Source organism: Chryseobacterium phosphatilyticum (genome assembly GCF_002899825.2).
Lineage (GTDB): Bacteria > Bacteroidota > Bacteroidia > Flavobacteriales > Weeksellaceae > Chryseobacterium > Chryseobacterium phosphatilyticum.
The window spans coordinates 1-19,528 of the sequence record NZ_PPED02000008.1 but is presented as its reverse complement, the minus strand read 5'-3'; the positions used below and the strand labels follow the sequence as shown (position 1 = coordinate 19,528).

15 protein-coding genes and 1 rRNA gene are annotated in these 19,528 nt (G+C 35.0%); 7 read left to right on the top strand and 9 right to left on the bottom strand.

Annotated elements, in window-relative coordinates; genetic code table 11:
• Positions 1 to 57 precede the first annotated feature (57 nt).
• The 5 genes from C1631_RS22270 to C1631_RS22250 all read left to right on the top strand — a co-directional run bounded on the left by C1631_RS22270 (position 58) and on the right by C1631_RS22250 (position 5,466).
• Complete coding sequence (locus C1631_RS22270) at positions 58 to 1,776, top strand: glycoside hydrolase family 3 protein (RefSeq protein ID WP_109714304.1); 1,719 nt, start codon at positions 58 to 60, stop codon at positions 1,774 to 1,776.
• Between the two features lie 10 nt (positions 1,777 to 1,786).
• Positions 1,787 to 2,935 carry an N-acetyl-alpha-D-glucosaminyl L-malate synthase BshA gene (gene bshA / locus C1631_RS22265; RefSeq protein WP_103248064.1) on the top strand — a complete coding sequence of 383 codons (1,149 nt, stop codon included), beginning with the start codon at positions 1,787 to 1,789 and terminating at the stop codon, positions 2,933 to 2,935.
• Between the two features lie 386 nt (positions 2,936 to 3,321).
• The gene (locus tag C1631_RS22260; protein ID WP_109714302.1) at positions 3,322 to 4,581 is read left to right on the top strand and encodes a DUF2851 family protein; all 1,260 of its coding nucleotides are present in this window, start codon (positions 3,322 to 3,324) and stop codon (positions 4,579 to 4,581) included.
• A 148-nt stretch (positions 4,582 to 4,729) separates the two neighbouring features.
• Entirely contained in the window at positions 4,730 to 4,951 is a 222-nt protein-coding gene (locus C1631_RS22255) for a PspC family transcriptional regulator (protein WP_002981826.1), read from the top strand.
• 2 nt (positions 4,952 to 4,953) lie between these two features.
• On the top strand, positions 4,954 to 5,466 hold the full coding sequence (locus C1631_RS22250) for a GNAT family N-acetyltransferase (protein ID WP_103247591.1): 513 nt from the start codon (positions 4,954 to 4,956) through the stop codon (positions 5,464 to 5,466).
• Between the two features lie 151 nt (positions 5,467 to 5,617).
• Here the strand turns inward: C1631_RS22250 and C1631_RS22245 are convergent, their stop codons facing one another.
• The 3 genes from C1631_RS22245 to C1631_RS22235 all read right to left on the bottom strand — a co-directional run bounded on the left by C1631_RS22245 (position 5,618) and on the right by C1631_RS22235 (position 8,013).
• A complete protein-coding gene (locus C1631_RS22245) occupies positions 5,618 to 6,355 on the bottom strand; it encodes an SIMPL domain-containing protein (RefSeq protein ID WP_109714299.1) in 738 nt (245 codons plus the stop codon).
• Positions 6,356 to 6,472: 117 nt separating this feature from the next.
• Positions 6,473 to 7,261, bottom strand: coding sequence for a carboxypeptidase-like regulatory domain-containing protein (locus C1631_RS22240; protein WP_103247589.1), 789 nt, complete (start codon positions 7,259 to 7,261; stop codon positions 6,473 to 6,475).
• 5 nt (positions 7,262 to 7,266) lie between these two features.
• A complete protein-coding gene (locus tag C1631_RS22235) occupies positions 7,267 to 8,013 on the bottom strand; it encodes a hypothetical protein (RefSeq protein WP_103247588.1) in 747 nt (248 codons plus the stop codon).
• A 183-nt stretch (positions 8,014 to 8,196) separates the two neighbouring features.
• Here C1631_RS22235 and C1631_RS22230 point away from each other — a divergent pair, with 183 nt between their 5' ends.
• Positions 8,197 to 11,337, top strand: coding sequence for a UvrD-helicase domain-containing protein (locus C1631_RS22230; RefSeq protein ID WP_109714297.1), 3,141 nt, complete (start codon positions 8,197 to 8,199; stop codon positions 11,335 to 11,337).
• Positions 11,338 to 11,412: 75 nt separating this feature from the next.
• The gene (locus C1631_RS22225) at positions 11,413 to 12,702 is read left to right on the top strand and encodes an MFS transporter (RefSeq protein ID WP_228441448.1); all 1,290 of its coding nucleotides are present in this window, start codon (positions 11,413 to 11,415) and stop codon (positions 12,700 to 12,702) included.
• 76 nt (positions 12,703 to 12,778) lie between these two features.
• Here the strand turns inward: C1631_RS22225 and C1631_RS22220 are convergent, their stop codons facing one another.
• From C1631_RS22220 to rrf, 6 genes are all read right to left on the bottom strand, one after another.
• Positions 12,779 to 13,288 carry a ferritin gene (locus C1631_RS22220; protein WP_103247586.1) on the bottom strand — a complete coding sequence of 170 codons (510 nt, stop codon included), beginning with the start codon at positions 13,286 to 13,288 and terminating at the stop codon, positions 12,779 to 12,781.
• A gap of 127 nt (positions 13,289 to 13,415) precedes the next feature.
• Positions 13,416 to 13,862, bottom strand: coding sequence for a hypothetical protein (locus C1631_RS22215; protein WP_109714295.1), 447 nt, complete (start codon positions 13,860 to 13,862; stop codon positions 13,416 to 13,418).
• Positions 13,863 to 14,041: 179 nt separating this feature from the next.
• Positions 14,042 to 15,073, bottom strand: a complete 1,032-nt coding sequence (locus C1631_RS22210) for a hypothetical protein (protein WP_109714293.1) — start codon at positions 15,071 to 15,073, stop codon at positions 14,042 to 14,044.
• Positions 15,074 to 15,213: 140 nt separating this feature from the next.
• Positions 15,214 to 17,865, bottom strand: coding sequence for a 4-alpha-glucanotransferase (locus tag C1631_RS22205; protein WP_103247584.1), 2,652 nt, complete (start codon positions 17,863 to 17,865; stop codon positions 15,214 to 15,216).
• Between the two features lie 125 nt (positions 17,866 to 17,990).
• A complete protein-coding gene (locus tag C1631_RS22200; protein ID WP_109714291.1) occupies positions 17,991 to 19,157 on the bottom strand; it encodes a T9SS type A sorting domain-containing protein in 1,167 nt (388 codons plus the stop codon).
• A gap of 299 nt (positions 19,158 to 19,456) precedes the next feature.
• Positions 19,457 to 19,528: ribosomal RNA gene (gene rrf / locus C1631_RS25130) — 5S ribosomal RNA — on the bottom strand; the annotation flags it as partial.

Here is a 19,528-nt window from a genome sequence, read left to right as displayed (position 1 = left end):
AAAAACGTTGTTTTTGTCAATTTTTTTAATTGTATTTTTGTTCTTATTCAAAAAGTCATGAAGAAATTATTATATACTTCTCTCTTTATTGCTGCATTCATAAGCCCTAAAGTAAAGGCTCAGTACCAGCCCAAAAATACTTCTCCCGAAGATGTGAAAAAGGCTCAGCAATGGGTTGAAAAGACTTACAAAAACCTTTCTCAGGATGAAAAGCTGGGACAGCTCTTCATCGTTGCCTTATATACTAATAAAGGCGAGGATTTTATCAACCAGGTACGGAATATTGTAGTGAATGATAAAATCGGAGGGTTAATCTTAATGCAGGATGATGCTGCAAGGGAAATTACCCTTGTGAATGAGTTTCAGCAAAAATCTAAAATTCCTTTGATGATCGGGATGGATGCAGAATGGGGTTTATTCCAGAGAATTGCAACAGCACACAAGTTTCCGTGGGCCATGACATTGGGAGCGATTCAGGATAAAAACCTGGTGTACCAGATGTCTGCCAAAATTGCAGAAGACTGCCATAGAATGGGAATCAACTGGGACTTTGCACCGGTAGTTGATGTGAACACCAATCCCAACAATCCTATTATAGGGAACAGAAGTTTTGGTTCAGAAGTTCCTAATGTGATCAGTTCTGCCCTATCCTACTCTAATGGTCTTCAGGATCATAATATATTGGCTGCCATCAAACATTTTCCGGGACATGGTGATACCAGTACCGATTCTCATCTTGATCTTCCTGTGGTTTCCCATAATCTTGAGAGGCTTAATACTACTGAACTTGCCCCTTTTAAGGCATTAATGGATAAAGGGATTGGTGGTGTAATGGTTGCTCATTTGTACGTTCCAAACCTGGAATCCGGAAAAGGTATCCCGGCTTCTGTTTCTAAAAACATTATTACAGGATTATTGAAAGATAAACTGGGATATAAAGGTTTAATCATCACTGATGCATTAAACATGGGAGCTGTAGCAAATAAATACAAACCAGGAGAACTTGATGCCCTGGCATTCAATGCAGGAAATGATATTATGCTTTTCTCACAAGGTGTTTCTGAAGGGAAAAAACTGATTCAGAAAGCCATTGATAAAGGGGACATTCCCCAATCCAGAGTGGAAGAAAGTGTAAAGAAAATATTAATAACAAAATATTTCCTGGGACTTACTCAGTATACTCCTAAAAACCCTGAAAACATTAACTCCGATCTGAATAATGACTCTCATAAAATATTGGTTCAAAATCTTTATGCCAATGCACTGACTTTGATTAAAGATGATCAGAGATTGCTTCCAGTTTCCGGGAGACAGACAAAAGTATATTATGTTCCATTGGAAGAAGCTCCTTACCAGACTTTTGCCAACCGACTAGGATCAAATGTTATCATTAAAAAAGCTTCTGAAATCAATACAATTCCATCAGGTTCGACTGTCATAGTAGGTTTCCATAAGGATAATTCTACGGCTTACAAACCTTATAAAATTTCTGCAGAATCTAAAAAAGTACTTGCAGATCTTACTAAAAATCAAAAGGTAATCCTTACTGTATTCGGAAGTGCTTATGCTCTAAAGGATATTGATATTTCAAAAGTATCTACGGTTCTTGTGGCTTATGAAAACAACGACGATTCAATGAATGCAACGGCCGATGCTTTAAACGGAAAAACAAAAATCTGGGGAAGGCTTCCTGTATTAGTCAATGAACAACTGAAAGCAGGAATGGGTATAGACAGACCTATTCCTCCATCCATCAATAATACAACATCAAAATAACCATAATCTAATGAAAATAGGCATACTTTGCTATCCTACCTACGGAGGAAGCGGAATTGTAGCAACAGAACTGGGAATGTCTCTTGCTAATAAAGGATATGAAGTTCATTTCATAAGTTCGGCACTTCCTGCAAGATTAGATATCACCAATCCTAACATTTTCTTTCACAGGGTAAATGTTCAAACCTATCCGCTTTTTCAGTACCAGCCCTATGATATTGCTTTAAGCTCTATGATCTACAGGGTTGTAAACCTTTATAAACTGGATCTTCTTCACGCTCATTATGCCATTCCGTATGCATATGCAGCATTTACTGCAAAACAGATGCTTAAAGAAGATAATAATGATATTCCTTTGGTAACGACATTGCACGGTACGGATATTACGCTGGTGGGGCAACATCCGAGTTATAAACATGCAGTAGAATTTTCCATCAATAAATCAGATGCAATTACTTCAGTGTCTGAAAGTCTGAAAAAAGACACCCTTCAATTCTTTAACATCAAAAAAGAAATTCAGGTAATTACCAACTTTATTGATAATACTGAATTTGATGATTGCTCGGAATGTCAGAGAACTCAGTTTGCCAATCCTGACGAAAAAATTCTGATTCACGTGTCCAATTTACGTCCTGTGAAACGAGTAGATGAAGTACTGCAGATCTTTAAAAACGTTGAGAGAAAGGTAAAATCTAAGCTTATCATTATCGGTGAAGGACCTGACATGGAAAAGGTCAATCAGTTTCTTGAAGAAAATCCGGATCTTATTTCAAAAATTCGCCTGTTAGGAAAGGTCAATGATCTTTATAAAATTTTACAACTTTCAGATGTATTCTTGCTTCCTTCAGAACAGGAAAGTTTTGGTCTGGCAGCTTTGGAAGCTATGGCAGCTTACACCCCTGTTATCAGTTCCAATGCAGGAGGAATTCCTGAAGTAAATATTCAGGGAGAAACAGGATACCTTGCTGAGATCGGAAATGTAGAAGCGATGAGTAACTACACCATTAAGTTATTGAGCAATGAAGAGCTTTTAACCAAAATGAAGCAAAATGCGAAAGATCAGGCTATTAAATTTGATCTGAAAAACATTCTTCCTATTTATGAAGAAATGTACAGAACAACGATAGAAAAATTTAAAGGGGAGCTTACAAAAGCTTAATCCAATACAAGGAAGTTCTTTCAATCACATTGAAGATCAATTCCGGAAGGTTATTAAGTTCATCTTCAGCAGAAAATCAATTTGCATCACACGATATTGATCTCGGGAAAGCTAAAGCCACTAAGGAGGAATATCCACTCTATGTAAAAAACCTTAAAAATTGTCAGTTGTCATTCATTAAACTGAAACAAAAAACCTTCCATAATTTGTATGGGAGGTTTTTTTATTTTTATTCAAAAAAACAAAAAAATAGTATAAACAGAACATAATTTCTTATTTTAAAAACTGGATTTCTATGGAAAGGAATTTATACAGGACAGAGCCGGAAAATTTACCAGACATATAGATGAAAATATAAGGTTTTCTTTATATTTATTGTCACACTTATGACAGAAAAGCTACTTCAATATCTCTGGAACTATAAAGTTTTCAAAAATTATGACTTCAAAGATATTGAAGGAAATTCCATTGAGATCCTACACTTTGGAAAATGGAATAAAGATGCAGGCCCCGATTTTCTGGATGCTAAAATTAAAACCAACGGGCTTATTTTAGCCGGTAATATAGAGCTTCATATTCGTTCTTCAGACTGGATTTTCCACAATCATTCCCGGGATCCCAATTATAAAAATATTATTCTTCATGTCATTTTCACTTATGATGTAGAAATCAGTGAGCATACGACAAAAGGAATTCCTACCCTGGAACTGAAAGATTATATTGATGAAAATATCATTTCTACATACGAAAACCTCATCAACGGAAATCAATTCATTGCCTGTGAAAAAATTTTCAAACCGGAGAAAATCCCTTTCAATTTTCACGAAGGAAATATTCTGAAAAAACTTGATGAAAAATCGCGGGAGCTTGAACAACATTTAACCCGGTATAAAAATGACTTCGAAGCAGTTTTGTTTCACAGCTTTGCCTATTCTTTCGGATTGAAAGTAAATGCTCATATCTTCAGACAAATCGCTGAAAGTATTGATTATAGTATTATTAATAAAATCCGTCAAAATCCGTTACAACTGGAAGCGCTATTTTTTGGAATTTCCGGGTGGCTCAATCATCCTGAAGATGTATACATGAAAATTCTAAAAAGAGAATTCGAATTTATAAAGAAGAAGTTCAACATTTCAGATTTGCAATTTTATCCTAAATTCCTAAGATTGAGACCTCCCAACTTCCCTACCATACGATTGTCTCAACTGGCAGACCTCTATTACAAACATCAGAATTTGTTTTCAAAAATCATTAAAGTAGAAAATACAGATCAGTTGTATGAAATTTTCGCTTCAGTAAAAGCTTCCGAATATTGGGATTTTCATTTCAATTTTGGTACAATTTCAAAAATGCAGCCTAAAATATTGAGCAGAGATTTTATTGATCTTGTCCTTCTCAATACCGTTCTGCCTTTAAAATATTCCTATCACAGGTATCATCATGAGGAAGCGGCAGATCAAATTATTGAATTTTATCAACATGTTGCAGCAGAAAAAAATTCGATTACCAAAGGCTGGAAAAAGCTTGGCGTGAATATTCATACGGCATTGGAAAGCCAAAGTATGATCTACCATCATAAAAACTATTGCGAACATAAAAACTGCCTTGCATGTAGTATCGGATTTCAAATTTTAAAGGAATAAAAAATTCCCGCACATAATCCAAGGCTAGTCATTAGAGATGATGAACTAAATTTATAGTGTATCATCAGATCTGTGTCAACGCTCGTGAAAGGCCTTTATCAAAAAAATTGCGTATCTTGCAGTATCAGATTAAATAAAAAATCTTGAAATGCTAAGTAATATCCGTCATAAAATGGAAAGAGAATGGTTTGGTGTTCTGACAAGAATGGGCGCTAAACTGGGAATTCCTGTTTCTAAATTAAGGGTTTTCTTTATCTACTCTACTTTTGCCACTGCCGGTTTTTTCTTTCTGATTTATTTGGGATTGGCATTTACCCTTTGGATTAAAGATATTTTCATTACAAGACGACCGAGCGTTTTTGATTTATAATTATGGAATTTTTACCGATTACTTATGCTGAGGATGATAGAGTTCAGGAAATCTATAATTCTTACATCAGCACTTTTCCTGTAAATGAGCAAAGAGATAAAGATCAATTTCTGGATTTATTTTCGAATCCACTGGTTGACTTTATGTCTGTGGTACATGAAGAAGAACCTATTGGATATCTCATCGTTTGGAAAATGAGTTCGTTTGTTTTTGTGGAACATTTTGAGGTTTTTGAAGCCTTCAGAAGTAAAAAACTAGGATCTCATATTGTAAGTCACTTAACTGAAAATTATCCGAAAGTTATTTTAGAAATTGAACCTGCTGATTTGAGTGAAGATGCTGCCAGACGTTATTCTTTCTATCAAAGGAATAATTTCAGTCTGATTGATACAGCACACATTCAGCCAAGCTATGGCGAAGGAAAACAATCTTTACATTTATGGTTGCTAGCCAATTATGCTCCTGATGATGTAGAAGAGCTCAAAAAAGAAATTTGTGATATTGTATATCCATAAAATATAAAACGCCGGAGCAATTCCGGCGTTATTTTTTATTGTATATATAAACAGCAATCTGCTTGTACAGTATCATTTAAGCTTTGGCTAAAATCCACTCCTCTCATGATGGTACTATATAATAATGCTTATTCTCCCCCATTAAGCCTTTTTAGTTCACCTCATATTCCAGCTTTATGGTAATGCTTGCTTCTTTTTCTTTAGAAGAAGTATTAAAAGTGCCCCCGTAAGAATAATCTTCATTTGAATTGGGAGCCGTAATCTGGATCACACCCATTGTCGCTTTTTTAAGATTACCTAAACTACTTCCTGAGTTTTCAGCAATTTTTTCGGCACGCTCTTTAGCATCTTTTGTTGCTCCGGCAATCATTTCCTGCTTTACAGTTGCCAGCTTTGTATAAAAATAAGAAGGTGAAGAGGAAGTAAACTCTATTCCACGGTTAATGATTTCAGTAATATTTCTGGATAAGTTTTCAATTTTACCAACTTCTTTACTTTCGATGGATACTTTCTGAGTCAGATTATATCCTGAGAATTCTCCCTGTACATAATTCCCGTTTGCATCGTTATAACTTCTGAATTGCTTTTGGATATCTACTGAAGAGAACACAATCTCACCTTGTTTAATTCCTTTTGAAACCAGATAATCATTGATCACTTTTCTATCCAGCGCCAGCTCGTCATAAGCAGATTTTAAATCAATATTGTTTTTAGAAAAACTTCCTGACCAGGTGATCAGATCTGAGGTAAATTGTTTAGTTCCAAGACCGGTTACTGAAATCGTATTTTCGGATTTATTACGATTCTTGATGGCATTTCCTAAAAATCCCAGACCGATAATGAAGCCTAAAGCCGTTACCACCGCTACTGCAATATTATTTTTATTCATAAAATTTGAGAATTGGGTTTTGTTTTACACAAATGCATCAATTTTTGTTCCAGTATTTTAATTTTTAACATTGAAATCCTGAAAAGGAAAGTTGAGAGGAAAGAGTTTCAAAACTGTTTACTTTTTATCCTGCTGTAGCCTTTGCAAAAAAAGAGGAATTGTTTCTTCCAACCTCAACAAAACTCCTGCAAGGTTTCTTGCTTTTACATAGGTTCGAACCTGAGGTTTTGCAACGAAAGAGAATTCTATAAATTCTGAAATTCTGGCGGCTGGAATTCCTGCTTTTACAAAATAATCATCTTCTACTCTATTTCTAACCCACAAAATATGCTCCTGTAGATCATCATATCTATATTGCCTTTTTTGTTTCTTGGCTTTACCACTGATCAGATCGTATAGTCCCTGTACATTCAGATTTCCCAAAAGGATAGGTAAAAGGACGCTTTTCACTTCTGCAGGTTTTTCTCTCATTTTTCCAACAGGCTGCGGAAGGCCTACTGCATTTCTTACCTGTTCTCCTTTATCAATTTTGGCAACGATTCTTGAATCCTGTTCCAGATCACCCGATAGCTTTTTTACGATTTTCACTTCGCCGATATCTTTGGGAATCTGGAACAGTGTAATGAGCAATTGGGAATTAATACCGTCCGTAAGAACTGTTTTAGAAACTCTCCTGAAATCTTCTTTCACAAACCTTAGCTCATCATTGGGAGAAGCATCAATAGAAAACATTCCTTGTGAATTGGAATACGTTTTTTTATCAGTAGCCATATTAACAATGGTCACAGCACTTAAGCTCCCACCACTCTCATCAATAACCTGTCCTGTTATTGTTTGTTGAGAGAAAATATTTGCAGATAGTAGAAATAATATTGGACATATCCATAATTTGATAAAAACTTTCATAAATATTACTTCCGGATTTGTGGTGTACGGTAGGATGAGATTCTTATCAAAACAAAACGCTGGAATCTATATAGATCGGCATCGCTACAATATCCATATTTCAAGATTTTCTTCCTTTCAAAACCTCCGGCAAGAACATAAGAAATGAAATGATCTATCAATGGTTTTTCTATTTTAAGGTGGGTAAAATAATCATCTCCGAGACTTGCTTTGATATAATTTATTAAATCAACATCATCCCATTTATCCTTAACTTTCCCAATAGAAAACCCCTCTCCTTTTGGCTGTACAAACTCTCCGGGTCTTGCCGCTAATACTCTTGGGTCCGATTTCTGAGCAATGTAGCGATCTATATCTTTCGTGAGCTTTTCAACCTTTTTAGGTTTATTATAGCTTCTTGAATCTATTTTTAAATTTCCTGTAAGCCCCTGTTTCACTTCTACTTCAGGAATTTCTATCGTAGTACGTACCAGACTCACATTGAGGGGAGATTGTATATTTTCCTGAGATATCTTTTTGGATAAACGGTCATACCCCGCTTTTATAAAACGCAGTTCATCACCCGCCCTTCCGGAAATCATAAAATGCCCATCACTGTTGGAAAGTACCATTTCATCGGTTCTTATATTGATCACATTGACATCCTGCATTTCCGTTCCGTTCTCGGAAGTTATTTTTCCGAAAATATAACTTTGGGCATGGGTTTTAATAAAAAAAACAAGGGAAAGAAAAAAGAATAGTTTAAGTTTCACAGGCTATATTTTACCAAACAAATCTAAAGTTATTTTTACATTATACCATAAGTTTAACCACAGTTAACGTGTTTTAATATTTCTTTTCTGTTTTTCTCTTTGAAACTGTTAAATAGCCTATTCAAATTGTTAAATTTTATTTTAAATTTTAGTTAACTTGCAGTCTCAATTCGACCTTTTACAATGCAAAATTCTTATACAGTCATCAATGCATCTGCAGGATCAGGAAAAACATATGCCCTGGTCCAAAGGCTTCTGATGATCTGTCTCCGTTATCCTAATCAACAACAATCGATCAGGAATATTCTCGCGCTTACGTTCACCAATAAAGCAGCGAATGAGATGAAAGAAAGAATTTTATCCTGGCTGGGAAACTTTTCTAACTCTGATTTCGCCGGGAATACAGATCTTAAAAATATACAGAAAGCCTTTGAAGCTGAAGGGTTGAAAATTACAATTGACGAACTTCATGTTCGTTCAAAAAAACTGCTTGACTATATTCTTCATAATTACTCTACGTTGAATATCGGAACGATTGACCGTTTTAATTCAAGACTGGTAAGAAGTTTTTCTTACGAATTGGGATTGGCAAAAAATTTCAATCTTGAAATTGAAGCTGAACCATTCCTGATTGAAGCTGTAGATAAAATGCTTGATCAGATTGGTGAAAACGAAACAATTTCCAATTCTTTCATGGATTATGTAGATTATAGTCTTGAAAATAATGAAAGAATTAATCTCAACAAAAACCTTTATGATTCTGCAAAAGAATTTGTAAAAGATATTCATTATGAGCATCTGAAAAATAACAGCGACTTTGATGATGTTCATTACGAAAATATAAAAAATACACTCCGTAAAGAGATTGTTCAGAATAAAAAACAAGCAGCAGAACTTGCTGCAAAATCTATCGACCTATTTAAGTCAAGGAATATCGAAATTGAAGATTTCGCCCAGGGAAAAAACGGTATCGGAGGATTTTTTACGAAAGTTATTGATTTTTATCAACAGAAAAGAGCCGGATTTCCTTTTCCAACCACACAGGAAGAATCTGTAGTTAACAATTACAGAAAGGGAGCTTCTTCAAAATCCAAACATAAAGAAACGGAAATTTTTGAAATCCTTGATCAGCTTCTTGAGAACAGAATGCAGCTTATCCTTACGTATATTGAAACCCAGAAGAAGGAGAAAGTCTTATCTGCTCTTCTTCCCCTGAAGGTCAATAAAGATATTCAGGATGAACTTAAAAAAATTGAGGAAGAAAATGATCTTGTGCTGTTGTCCAAATTTAATATCCTGATCAATGAAAATCTTAGAAATGAGCCTTCTGCTTTTATTTATGAAAAAGTAGGTTCACAATTTCAGCACTATTTCTTTGATGAGTTTCAGGATACTTCGGAGCTTCAATGGCAAAATTTTGTTCCATTGAGAGATCATAGTGTTTCTTCGGAATACACTTCATTTACATTGGTGGGTGACCCTAAGCAAAGTATCTACAGATTCCGGGGTGGTGAGAGTAAGCTGATGCTGGATATTATTAATAAGAAAGAATTTTCGCCCAAAGAAGCAGATCTTCTTGTTTTAAAAGATAACTGGAGAAGTGCCAGAAATATCGTAAAGTTTAATAATGAGCTCTATAGATTTCATTCCGAAGGGTTGGAGGAAGAACATAAAAATATTTTTGGAACCGATGCTGAGCAAAGTCCAAAATCTCAACTGGAAGGACGGGTAAAAGTAAACTTGATTGAGAATCTTACCAACGAAGAGTTTTATGATGATACTTCAGAAAGAATGGGTAAGGATATTCAGGAATGTCTGGACAATGGCTTTACGTTTTCTGACATCACCATTCTCTGCCGCGGAAATTTTGACATCTTCAGCTATTCTCAAAAACTGGGTAATCTGAAAGTAAAGTATCGAGGCGAAGAAACCAATATTAAAACAATTTCTGACAAAGGACTTACTCTGGAGCTTTCCAATACATTGAAAGGAGTTATAGAATTTCTGAGATGGGAAATCAATCCTAAAAATAAGTCGTGTCTGATCATGATGATGTACTATCTGAATACACTGGGTAAAATTCACATGGCAGATTTCACGTTGGAAATGAAAGAGGTTCTGGAAATTGAAAGCCATGAAGAAATTCTTCAGTTTATTCAGCAAAAGTACTCGTTACAGCTTAAACAGGACAATTTCCCAAGATTTAACCTGTACAATTTTATAGAATATTATATCAATGAATTTTCTGTTGAAAATAAAGAAACCGATTTCCTTCTCAATTTTATGGAAATGCTTTTTAACTTCACTCAAAATGCAGGAGCAAGTACGAAGGAATTTTTGAAATATTGGGATGAAGAAGCTTCATCTTACACCATTCAGGCGTCTGAAAATATTGATGCCATCCAGATTATGACCATTCATAAGTCTAAAGGACTGGAGTTTCCCGTTGTCTTTATTCCTATGATGAATAAGAATCGCGACAGTGAATTTACCAATTGGTTTGACACGAGTGAAAGTGCTGCTTTAAAATCTGTGAATATCAACCAGTTCAGCAAAAACCTGGAAGCGTATGACGAAGAAATTCAGGTATTCAACAAGAAAAACTCGTACAAAAACCTTATTGATCGGCTATGTCTGCAATATGTTGCCACCACCCGACCTGTGGAGCAGCTGTTTTTCTATATTCAAAAAGCCAACAAAACATCCAATAACCTGGAATTACTGGAATTCCTTCAGACAAAAAATACTGAAGAAGCCAATGAGTTTGATTTGTATGAAGTGAATCCTGAGATGTTGAAGAAACATTCCCGGGATAAAAGTTCACCATTTAAAACACAAAATATTCAAAACCTGAAAAATGTAAATGAAAAGAGTACTTCCATAAAAATTGCTACTCCCTCAAAAAATTATCAGGTAAGAAATGAAAAAGTAAGAATCGGACTTTTCGTTCACGAACTTCTTTCCAAAATCAATACCGAAAAAGATATTTCCAAAGTATTGGAAGGCTATGCTTTAGAGGGGCAGATTACTCTGGAAGAAAAGAGTGAAATTCAGGACAAACTGGAGGAAATTGTCAGAACTTATGCTGAATTCTTTGACGAAAAATGGGAGGTCATCAACGAAAAAGATATTATGATCTCCGAAAATGGTAAAAGTTATATTTCAAGACCCGACCGTATTTTAAAAAGTGATGAAGGATATATTATTGTTGATTTTAAAACCGGGGAGGAAAAAATGAAAGATGAAGCGCAGGTTGAAAGGTATAAGAATATTCTGGAACGCCTGGGTAGAACAGTTCTGAAAACACAGGTTATTTATCTTTAACTTTTAATCCGGCCATAGCAATGGTATTTTATAATTTGTATATCTTAGATTAAAATATAGAGATACCAAATTACTATGGAGATGCCCACTTTTACCCGATCGAGGCAATTGAACAAACATGATATCAGAACTTTAATTCTATCTTCTTTTGGGGGAATGCTGGAATTTTATGATTTTGTGGTGTTTATTTTCTTCGCCAAAATTATAGGAGATCATTTCTTTCCGCCGACCTTAGATTCTTTCTGGGCTTCGATGAATACTTACGGGACATTTGCAGTAGGTTTTTTTGTAAGGCCAATAGGAGGAATGGTAATGGCACATTTCGGAGATCTTTTCGGAAGGAAAAAAATGTTTTTCTTATCCATTGTTCTGATGGTGTTTCCAACATTAGCCATAGGCTTTTTGCCAACCTATCATCAAATCGGTTATTTAGCCCCCATACTACTTCTTGTTGTACGAATTTTACAAGGATTTGCTATTGGTGGAGAAATTCCTGCAGCATGGGTATTTGTGGCCGAACACGTCCCAAGAAACCGTGTTGGACTAGCAGACTCCATGATTACCGCCAGTCTTTCTATGGGTGTATTATTGGGCTCTGCCATTACTCTTTATATCAACACCTCTTTTTCTGCGGAAGAAATTTCTAGCGGGGCCTGGAGGTATCCCTTCATTCTGGGTGGCATATTTGGCATCGTCACCATCTTTCTCCGAAGGTATCTTAAAGAAACTCCTGTTTTCATTGAAATGAAAGAGAAGAAGACTCTAAGTGAAAAAATACCATTGCAAAAGATCTTTCAATCTCATTTGCCGGATATCAGTTTTTCAATTCTGCTGACCTGGATTTTTACAGGATGTTCTATCCTTCTTACCCTGATGATTCCCAACTTAATGAGTGATTTTTTTAATATTCCAAGGAAGGAAGCAATCACCATGCAAAGCTATACCTTGATTACCATTAGTCTTGGAGCTGTCCTGGGAGGGATAATGTGTGATCAAAAAGGAGCGGGCCGGATGCTCATTCTATGGAGTATGTGTTTTGGGATCTGCAGTTGGTTCTTTTTACAAAAGCTCATCCATATGAGACCTGAAGGTTTATCAGTATTATACGCTACAACAGGGTTGTTTGCCGGCGGGGTGCTGGGATGTATTCCTTATATCATGATCCACAGATTTCCGGCTTCCGTACGGATTTCCGGTATCTCATTCTCATACAATTTAGGTCAGGCTATTTTTGGAGGTATCACTCCGATGATTATCATTCTCATGGCAAAAGATTACCCGCAGGGAATAGTATTTTATGTATTATTTCTTGCTATACTGGGAGTGTACCTGGGTTTTCGCACTATTAAAAAAAATAAGAAGTAAAATTTCTACCAATAAAAAACCGCTATTTCATTGAATAGCGGTTCTTTTTATATTTTTTGCAAAGGGGTTCTTAACCTTAGGCAGTTGGATCAGGAGTAAATACTCTCTGAGACAGTTCCTGGTCAAAAAGATATAATGCAGATGGGTTATCGCATACCATTTTAATCTTTGTCACATACTGAGAAGCACTTGCTTCCTCTTCTACCTGTTCGTTGATGAACCACTGTAGAAAAGATGTCGTTGCAAAATCTCCTTCTTCATTGGCATTCTTTACAATATTGAAAATACTTTTAGTTACAATTTTCTCATGTGCTAATGCTTTCTCGAAAATATCCGTAGCATTTTCGAACTCATGTGGCGGTTTTGCAATTTCCCCGATGATGATTTCTCCACCTACATCATTCAAATAATCAAACATTTTATCTGCATGCATCAATTCTTCTTTGCTTTGTACTCTGAAGTAGTTGGCAATTCCGTCAAGATCCTTTCCTGAAAACCAGGCAGACATTGAAAGATAATATTGAGCGGCATATTGTTCGTGAGCTATTTGTTCATTAATTAATTTTGCAATTTTTTCGCTAACCATAAGTATTAAATTTATAGTCAAAAATAAGGAATATATGCCCGAAAACAAAAGCTTTACTTAAAATTAATACAAAAAGGATGGAAAAAGCTCCATCCTTTATACATTCAAAAATTGAAATTATAAGCGCCTATTTTGTTTCAACGGCTCCAGTATTCATAGGCTTTTTCATCATCCTTCTTTCTTTCATTGCCACCTTTCTCTGTTCCATTTTCGCCTCTCTGTCAGCCTGCCATTTATCATATTGTTGAGGAGTAAGAATTTTCTTCATATCAGCATCCATTTGTGTTCTTTTGGCCTTCATTGCATCCATCTTAGCTTGTCTGTCCATTTTATTCTTTTCAAACTCAGCTTTCATTTCAGCTTTTCTTTTGTCCTGAAGTGATTGTATCTGTGCAACCTGAGACTGGTTAAGATTAAGATCTTTTTGCATCTGTGCCAAACGTTCCTGTTCTTTTTGTTGCATTTTCTGTTGCATTTCTGCTCTCCTTGCTTCTCTGTCCTGTGGAGTAGTTTGTTGTGCCATTGCAAAACTTCCCATTCCGATAAATGCTATTGCTAAAACTAATTTTTTCATTTCTTTTAAATTTTAATTAATTGTTTATATCTTTTTGATTCCTAATTAAAACCTAAGTTAAATTAACAAATTCATAAATAATGTTAAATTTTAACTAAATAAAATTAAATTCAACAATAAAAAAAGGACAGATTAATAAAAACCTGTCCTTCACACCACTTAAATATAATATATGAAAATTAATTTCTAACTAAACTCCCTCTGAAGCCTCCATTACCATGGTTTTCTTGTCTTGGAGCTGAATTTTCGGATCTTCCTCTGAAACCTCCCCCATCATTACCACGGAAACCACCGTTATTTTGTCTTTTAGGAGCTTCTCTTCTCGCTTCATTATTTCCTCTGAAACCTCCGCCTTCATTACCACGGAATCCTCCGTTATCTTGTCTTTTAGGAGCATCTCTTCTCACATCACTATTTCCTCTGAAACCTCCATTGTTATTATCTGCATTTCCTCTAAAACTGCCATTGTTACCCGAATCTCCTCTGAAACCTCCGTTATTGGAATTTTCTCTTCCTCCAACATTATCATTACGAAAACCTCCGGAATTATTGCTACCATCTCTTACAGGACCTCTAAAACCATTATTATTGGCTCTGTCATCTCTTCTGATAATATCAAACGTCGGGTTATCCATTCTACGGAATCTTGACCTGTCTACCCTGTAAATATTGATATTTACATTTCTGTATCTTGGCATTACCGCATATCTTGGAACATAATATGTTCTTCTGTAATTTTGGAAATAAACCACCGGGTTCATACCGCGATAATAATCGTTTCTGAAAACTACAAAAACCCTTGGTCCTAATATTCTTTCCAACGCATAAAATCTGTCATAGTACCATCTGTCCGGATTGTATCTGTAAAAATTATCCCAGGCTGTGAAGCTGGCATAAAGATTATTTAATCTTAGAATCTGATCAATCTGCCAACGACTTAATCTGTTTTGTACAAAAAATCCGTTCCAATTGATATTGACAATACTATTTCTATAATCGTTGTAATAATTCTGATAGTAATCACCTGGATAATAATCCTGAGGATAATTGTAATAATAATCATCAGGAAAATTATTTCTGTCATCTTCATTTCCATAGTAACCTCCGTCATTCTGATAATAACCATCATCTCCCCAGCCATTATTCGGATATTGCTGAGCCGACGTCAAGACGCCCAGCCCAAAAGCTAATCCCAAAAATATTTTTTTCATCTCTCTAGTCGTTAATTGGTTAATATATAGCAGAATATCCTCATTCTATCTTTTTGATACAAATTAAAAAAAGAAGTTAAATCCAAAGATAAAACTTCTTTTAAAATATTTGTAATCAATTGATAATCAATCTATAAATTTTACATTCTCCCACTATCTTTCACCCAAAAAGCAATTTTTTCATTGAAAGAGTGTTTTCCTTTTAAATCTTCAAGTTTTATATGCATTCTATAGCGCCAATAATGTGGAAAAACGGCAGGATTATTAATTCTTTCATTATCAATTTTTTTATTGGTAAGTTCAGCATCTGTAGCAAGGAATTCCTGAATCGGAAAAATGGCCAACATTGCTTCATTATAGAGATGCTGTTTCATAATAATCTCAGCAAGATCAGGGCTCAGTTCCACAGGGGCTTTTCCATACTGAATCAATTGTTGATTAAAATACCTTTGTGTAAGTATACGATCTTCTCTCCACCATTGCCTCAATGTAGAGCTGTCATGAGAAGATGCAGTAACCACATTCATATAAGGAGCATATTTAGGATTATAAAACGGAATATTTTCCGAAGGCATCCTTTGAACTTTTAAAGCAATAATTGCCAGTTCATCCATTACCACAGGTACACAGGCAGGAACCATTCCCAGGTCCTCTCCGCAAATCAGCATTTTAGTAGCATTCAGGATGACCGGTAGTTTCTCCATAGCTTTCTCAGACCATAAATGATCCTGTCTTCTGAAGAAATAGTCGTGATACAACTCGTAAATACTTTTCTGCACAGATTCCGGAAGAGATTTATATGATTCAGTATGATACACGTTAAACCTTGGATGATAAACTGTTTCTCCTTTCCTTTCTTCCGTTAAAAATAAAACATTTGCGCAAAGTGAAATCAATTGTTCCTCAAGGGCTCCATGTGGCTTTTTCCTGAAATAATCAGCTAATTTCCTTTGTGTATCAAATTCCTTTTTGAATGAGTAAGTTCCATCCTCATTATTACTCATAAATTCAAGTGCTTTCTCACTCTCCTCCCCGAAATAATCCCATAAGATTTTACTGTTGATAAATGGCTTACAATATCTCTCAAAACTGAATGGAATCTGCCATGCTTTAAATTCCTCCAAAACGATAGGAACAGCAGGATAAAAGTATCCCAATATTCCCTGAACAGCAGAAATAGGCATTCTCCAGATCCTGAAAAAGCCCAGAATATGGTCAATCCTCATAGCATCAAAATACTGTTCCAATGCTTTAAATCTGTTTTTCCACCATCTGTAATCGTCAGCCTTCATCGCTTCCCAATTGTAAGTTGGAAATTCCCAGTTTTGCCCAAGTTCGGTAAACTGATCAGGTGGAGCACCTGCCTGAAAATCCATTCCAAACAATTGTGGTTCGGTCCATGCTTCGACAGAATATCTATAAATACCGATGGGTAAATCTCCTTTTAATGAAACCCCAAGACTATGGGTATATTCTACAGCATCTTTCAATTGACAATGCAACTGATACTGTACCCAGGCATGAAGCATTGAAGTATCATAGTCTTTAGTCTTTGTGGTAAAAAACTGAGCAATTTTTCCCGCAATATATTTTTTATGAGTTTTCCACTCATTGAAATTTGGAGTACTATATTTATCCCTTAAAACACAGAAGGCAGCATATGGAACCAACCAATGCTCATTATCTTTAATAAACTTTTTAAAATTCCGATCCTTATATATCTTATCCTTTTCAGCCGTGAAAATAGCTTTTAAATACTTCCATTTACCAGAAATCATTTTTTCATAGTCAATGAGTTCAAGATCATTAAGTTCTTTTTTTTCAACACCGTACAATTCAACTAATTCTTTCGGTAATGGAAAATCAAGTTTTTCTAATGAAATATACTGAGGATGTAATGCGTATACGGATACTGCCGCATAAGGATAAGAATCTGTCCATGAATAATTAGCAGTAGTATCATTAATCGGTAAAATCTGAATAATTCCAAGATGGGTCTCCTTGGTCCAGTCAGCCAGTTTTTTGATATCTGCAAACTCTCCTACTCCAAACCCATCTTCACTTCTCAAAGAAAATACAGGAACTGCCACCCCTGCATCATGATACATCTGATATCCTTTAAATCTAAAATAATGATTAGAAACAATCTGTAAAACATCCTGTATAGGATTGGCAATCGTAAACCTGTTTTCACCCGTCTCAACATCAATTACTCTATTCTCGATAACATCATAAATACAATATTTAAACTGGATAAATTCATTTTCGGGAATTTCAACAGAAGCTTCCCAAACTCCAAAATTGGTCTGAGACAAATGAATCACTCTTTCATAACTCCATTCTCCCAAAGAAGCTGTACTCCCAAACAGGACAATTCTCCAGTCCGGATTATAAATAGGAGCTTCTATTCTAAATAAATGAGTATGCCTTTTTAAAATGGTTAACTTCTCAGGGATAAAATCATGAAGTTTATTGTAAAGAATCTTATTATTCAAATAGTTCTCCGGGAAGTTTTTATTATTCCATTCATCAAAAATGATAAACTCTTTGTAATTATGAGGAAAATTAAGATGATGTTTAACCAACTCATCTCTTAACGTATTTCCTTTAACACCTGCCACACGATAATGATAAGAAATAGCCTTTGAAAAATAATCAACCTCACATCTCCATAATCCATTTTCGCCACAAAACATGGTGTGAATCTGATTAGCAGATCCTTCCTCACCAATAACCAGCTCCAGATTTTCTCCAGCGTTTACAACATATCCTACATTAAAGTATAGCTTCATCTATATTTTTTTTTAAAATTACATTTTAATATTGAAAAATAAAATTTATGCATATCAAATTATCATTAAAAGACCTTCTCAAATGATTTGAAAAGGTCTTATATACTTGAAATTCCAGTTATTCTTTATTCGGTTATAAGAATCTTTTTATTGAGCAATACTTTGCCGGATTCGTCAGCAATACTCACAACATATGCTCCAATCACAAGACCTTTAAGATCTATTTTTTGATCCAAAGAATTATTTTTTAAAGACAGATTCTGAGTCATTACATTTTTACCCGACATATCAAAAATACTTAGCTTACTATTCCCTTTTAAATTTTCACCACCATCAATATTGATATAATGTTCATTAACTCTGGTAGGATAAATTTCAAGATTCCCGGCTAAAGTATTTGTTAAAGACTTTCTGTCATTAACAAAGTATTTACTAGCCAAATCATAGATATGCAGCTTCTCTTCACCTGGAATTTGTTTTGCCTGTAAAGTAGAAAGATCCACCTCATACATTGAAGCTCCCTTTGCGCTGGCTATAACAACTTTTCCATGTGCATTTACTGCAGCACCGTTTACAGAATACTGGTCTGGTATGCCTGCGATTTTTCCTACAAATTTTGCTTTTAATTCCTTAGTTGAAACCTTGAATATATTTCCGGAAGCAGCAAAAACATAGAAATTATTATCAGCATCAGCAATCATATCTCCTCCAAAACCTGTTTGTATCTCAGTGAAAGAGTTTTTACCATTAGCAGCATCGTCTTTGATAATTCCCAAATCATTTACTACATATTGTCCTCCCTTTTTACTAATCTGCAAAAATTGTGTACCCGAATTATTAACAGCATAGATATTTCCATCATATCCTGTTGTCATCCTGGTTATATGGGAATTGATGTCACAAGAAGAAATTTTTCCTACATTATTATCAATTAATGTAATATCTTTTGTTTGCGGATTTAAAACATAAATATTAGAAGAAAACATAGGCATGTATACCAGATTATTGTTAGAAGGGTCATAAGCCAATGCTGCCATTGTAACAGCTTGAGAATTGTTGTAAGAATTCTTATCCTCATTAACAATCCCCTTTCTAGCTTGTGAAAAAACCCTTAAAGAAGAATCTGCAGTAAATATCTTTTCACCTGAAACTCCATTTGCCACATCTAAAGTACGGACATCATTGAAAGTAATACTTTGAGTATCTTTTCCTGTAATTGCAAAAAAATCCTGTTGTGCATGAGCATTCATACCTAATACCAACAAGAAAAGAGGGAATAAAAGTTTTTTCATAATAAATATTTTTAGATTCGTAATTATTTTGATATGACTAAGTTACATAATTTTCAAATTAAAAAGAAAAAATAAACAGATCATCTAACAAATTCGCCTGTTCTCTACTATTAATTGTAATGTAGATCCATAAGGAAGAATATATCAGGAATACCGGAGATAAGAATAATTGAAAGTTGATAATTGAGAATTGAAAATGGATAATGCCGGGTGATTCATTATTCATTTCTTAGGGGTAGGGATAAAAACAAAAAAAGTCCTTTATCATTCGATAAAGGACTTTTTAAAAATAAAATAAAAACTGGCGGCGGCCTACTCTCCCGCGTTAGCAGTACCATCGGCGCTGGTGGGCTTAACTTCTGTGTTCGGAA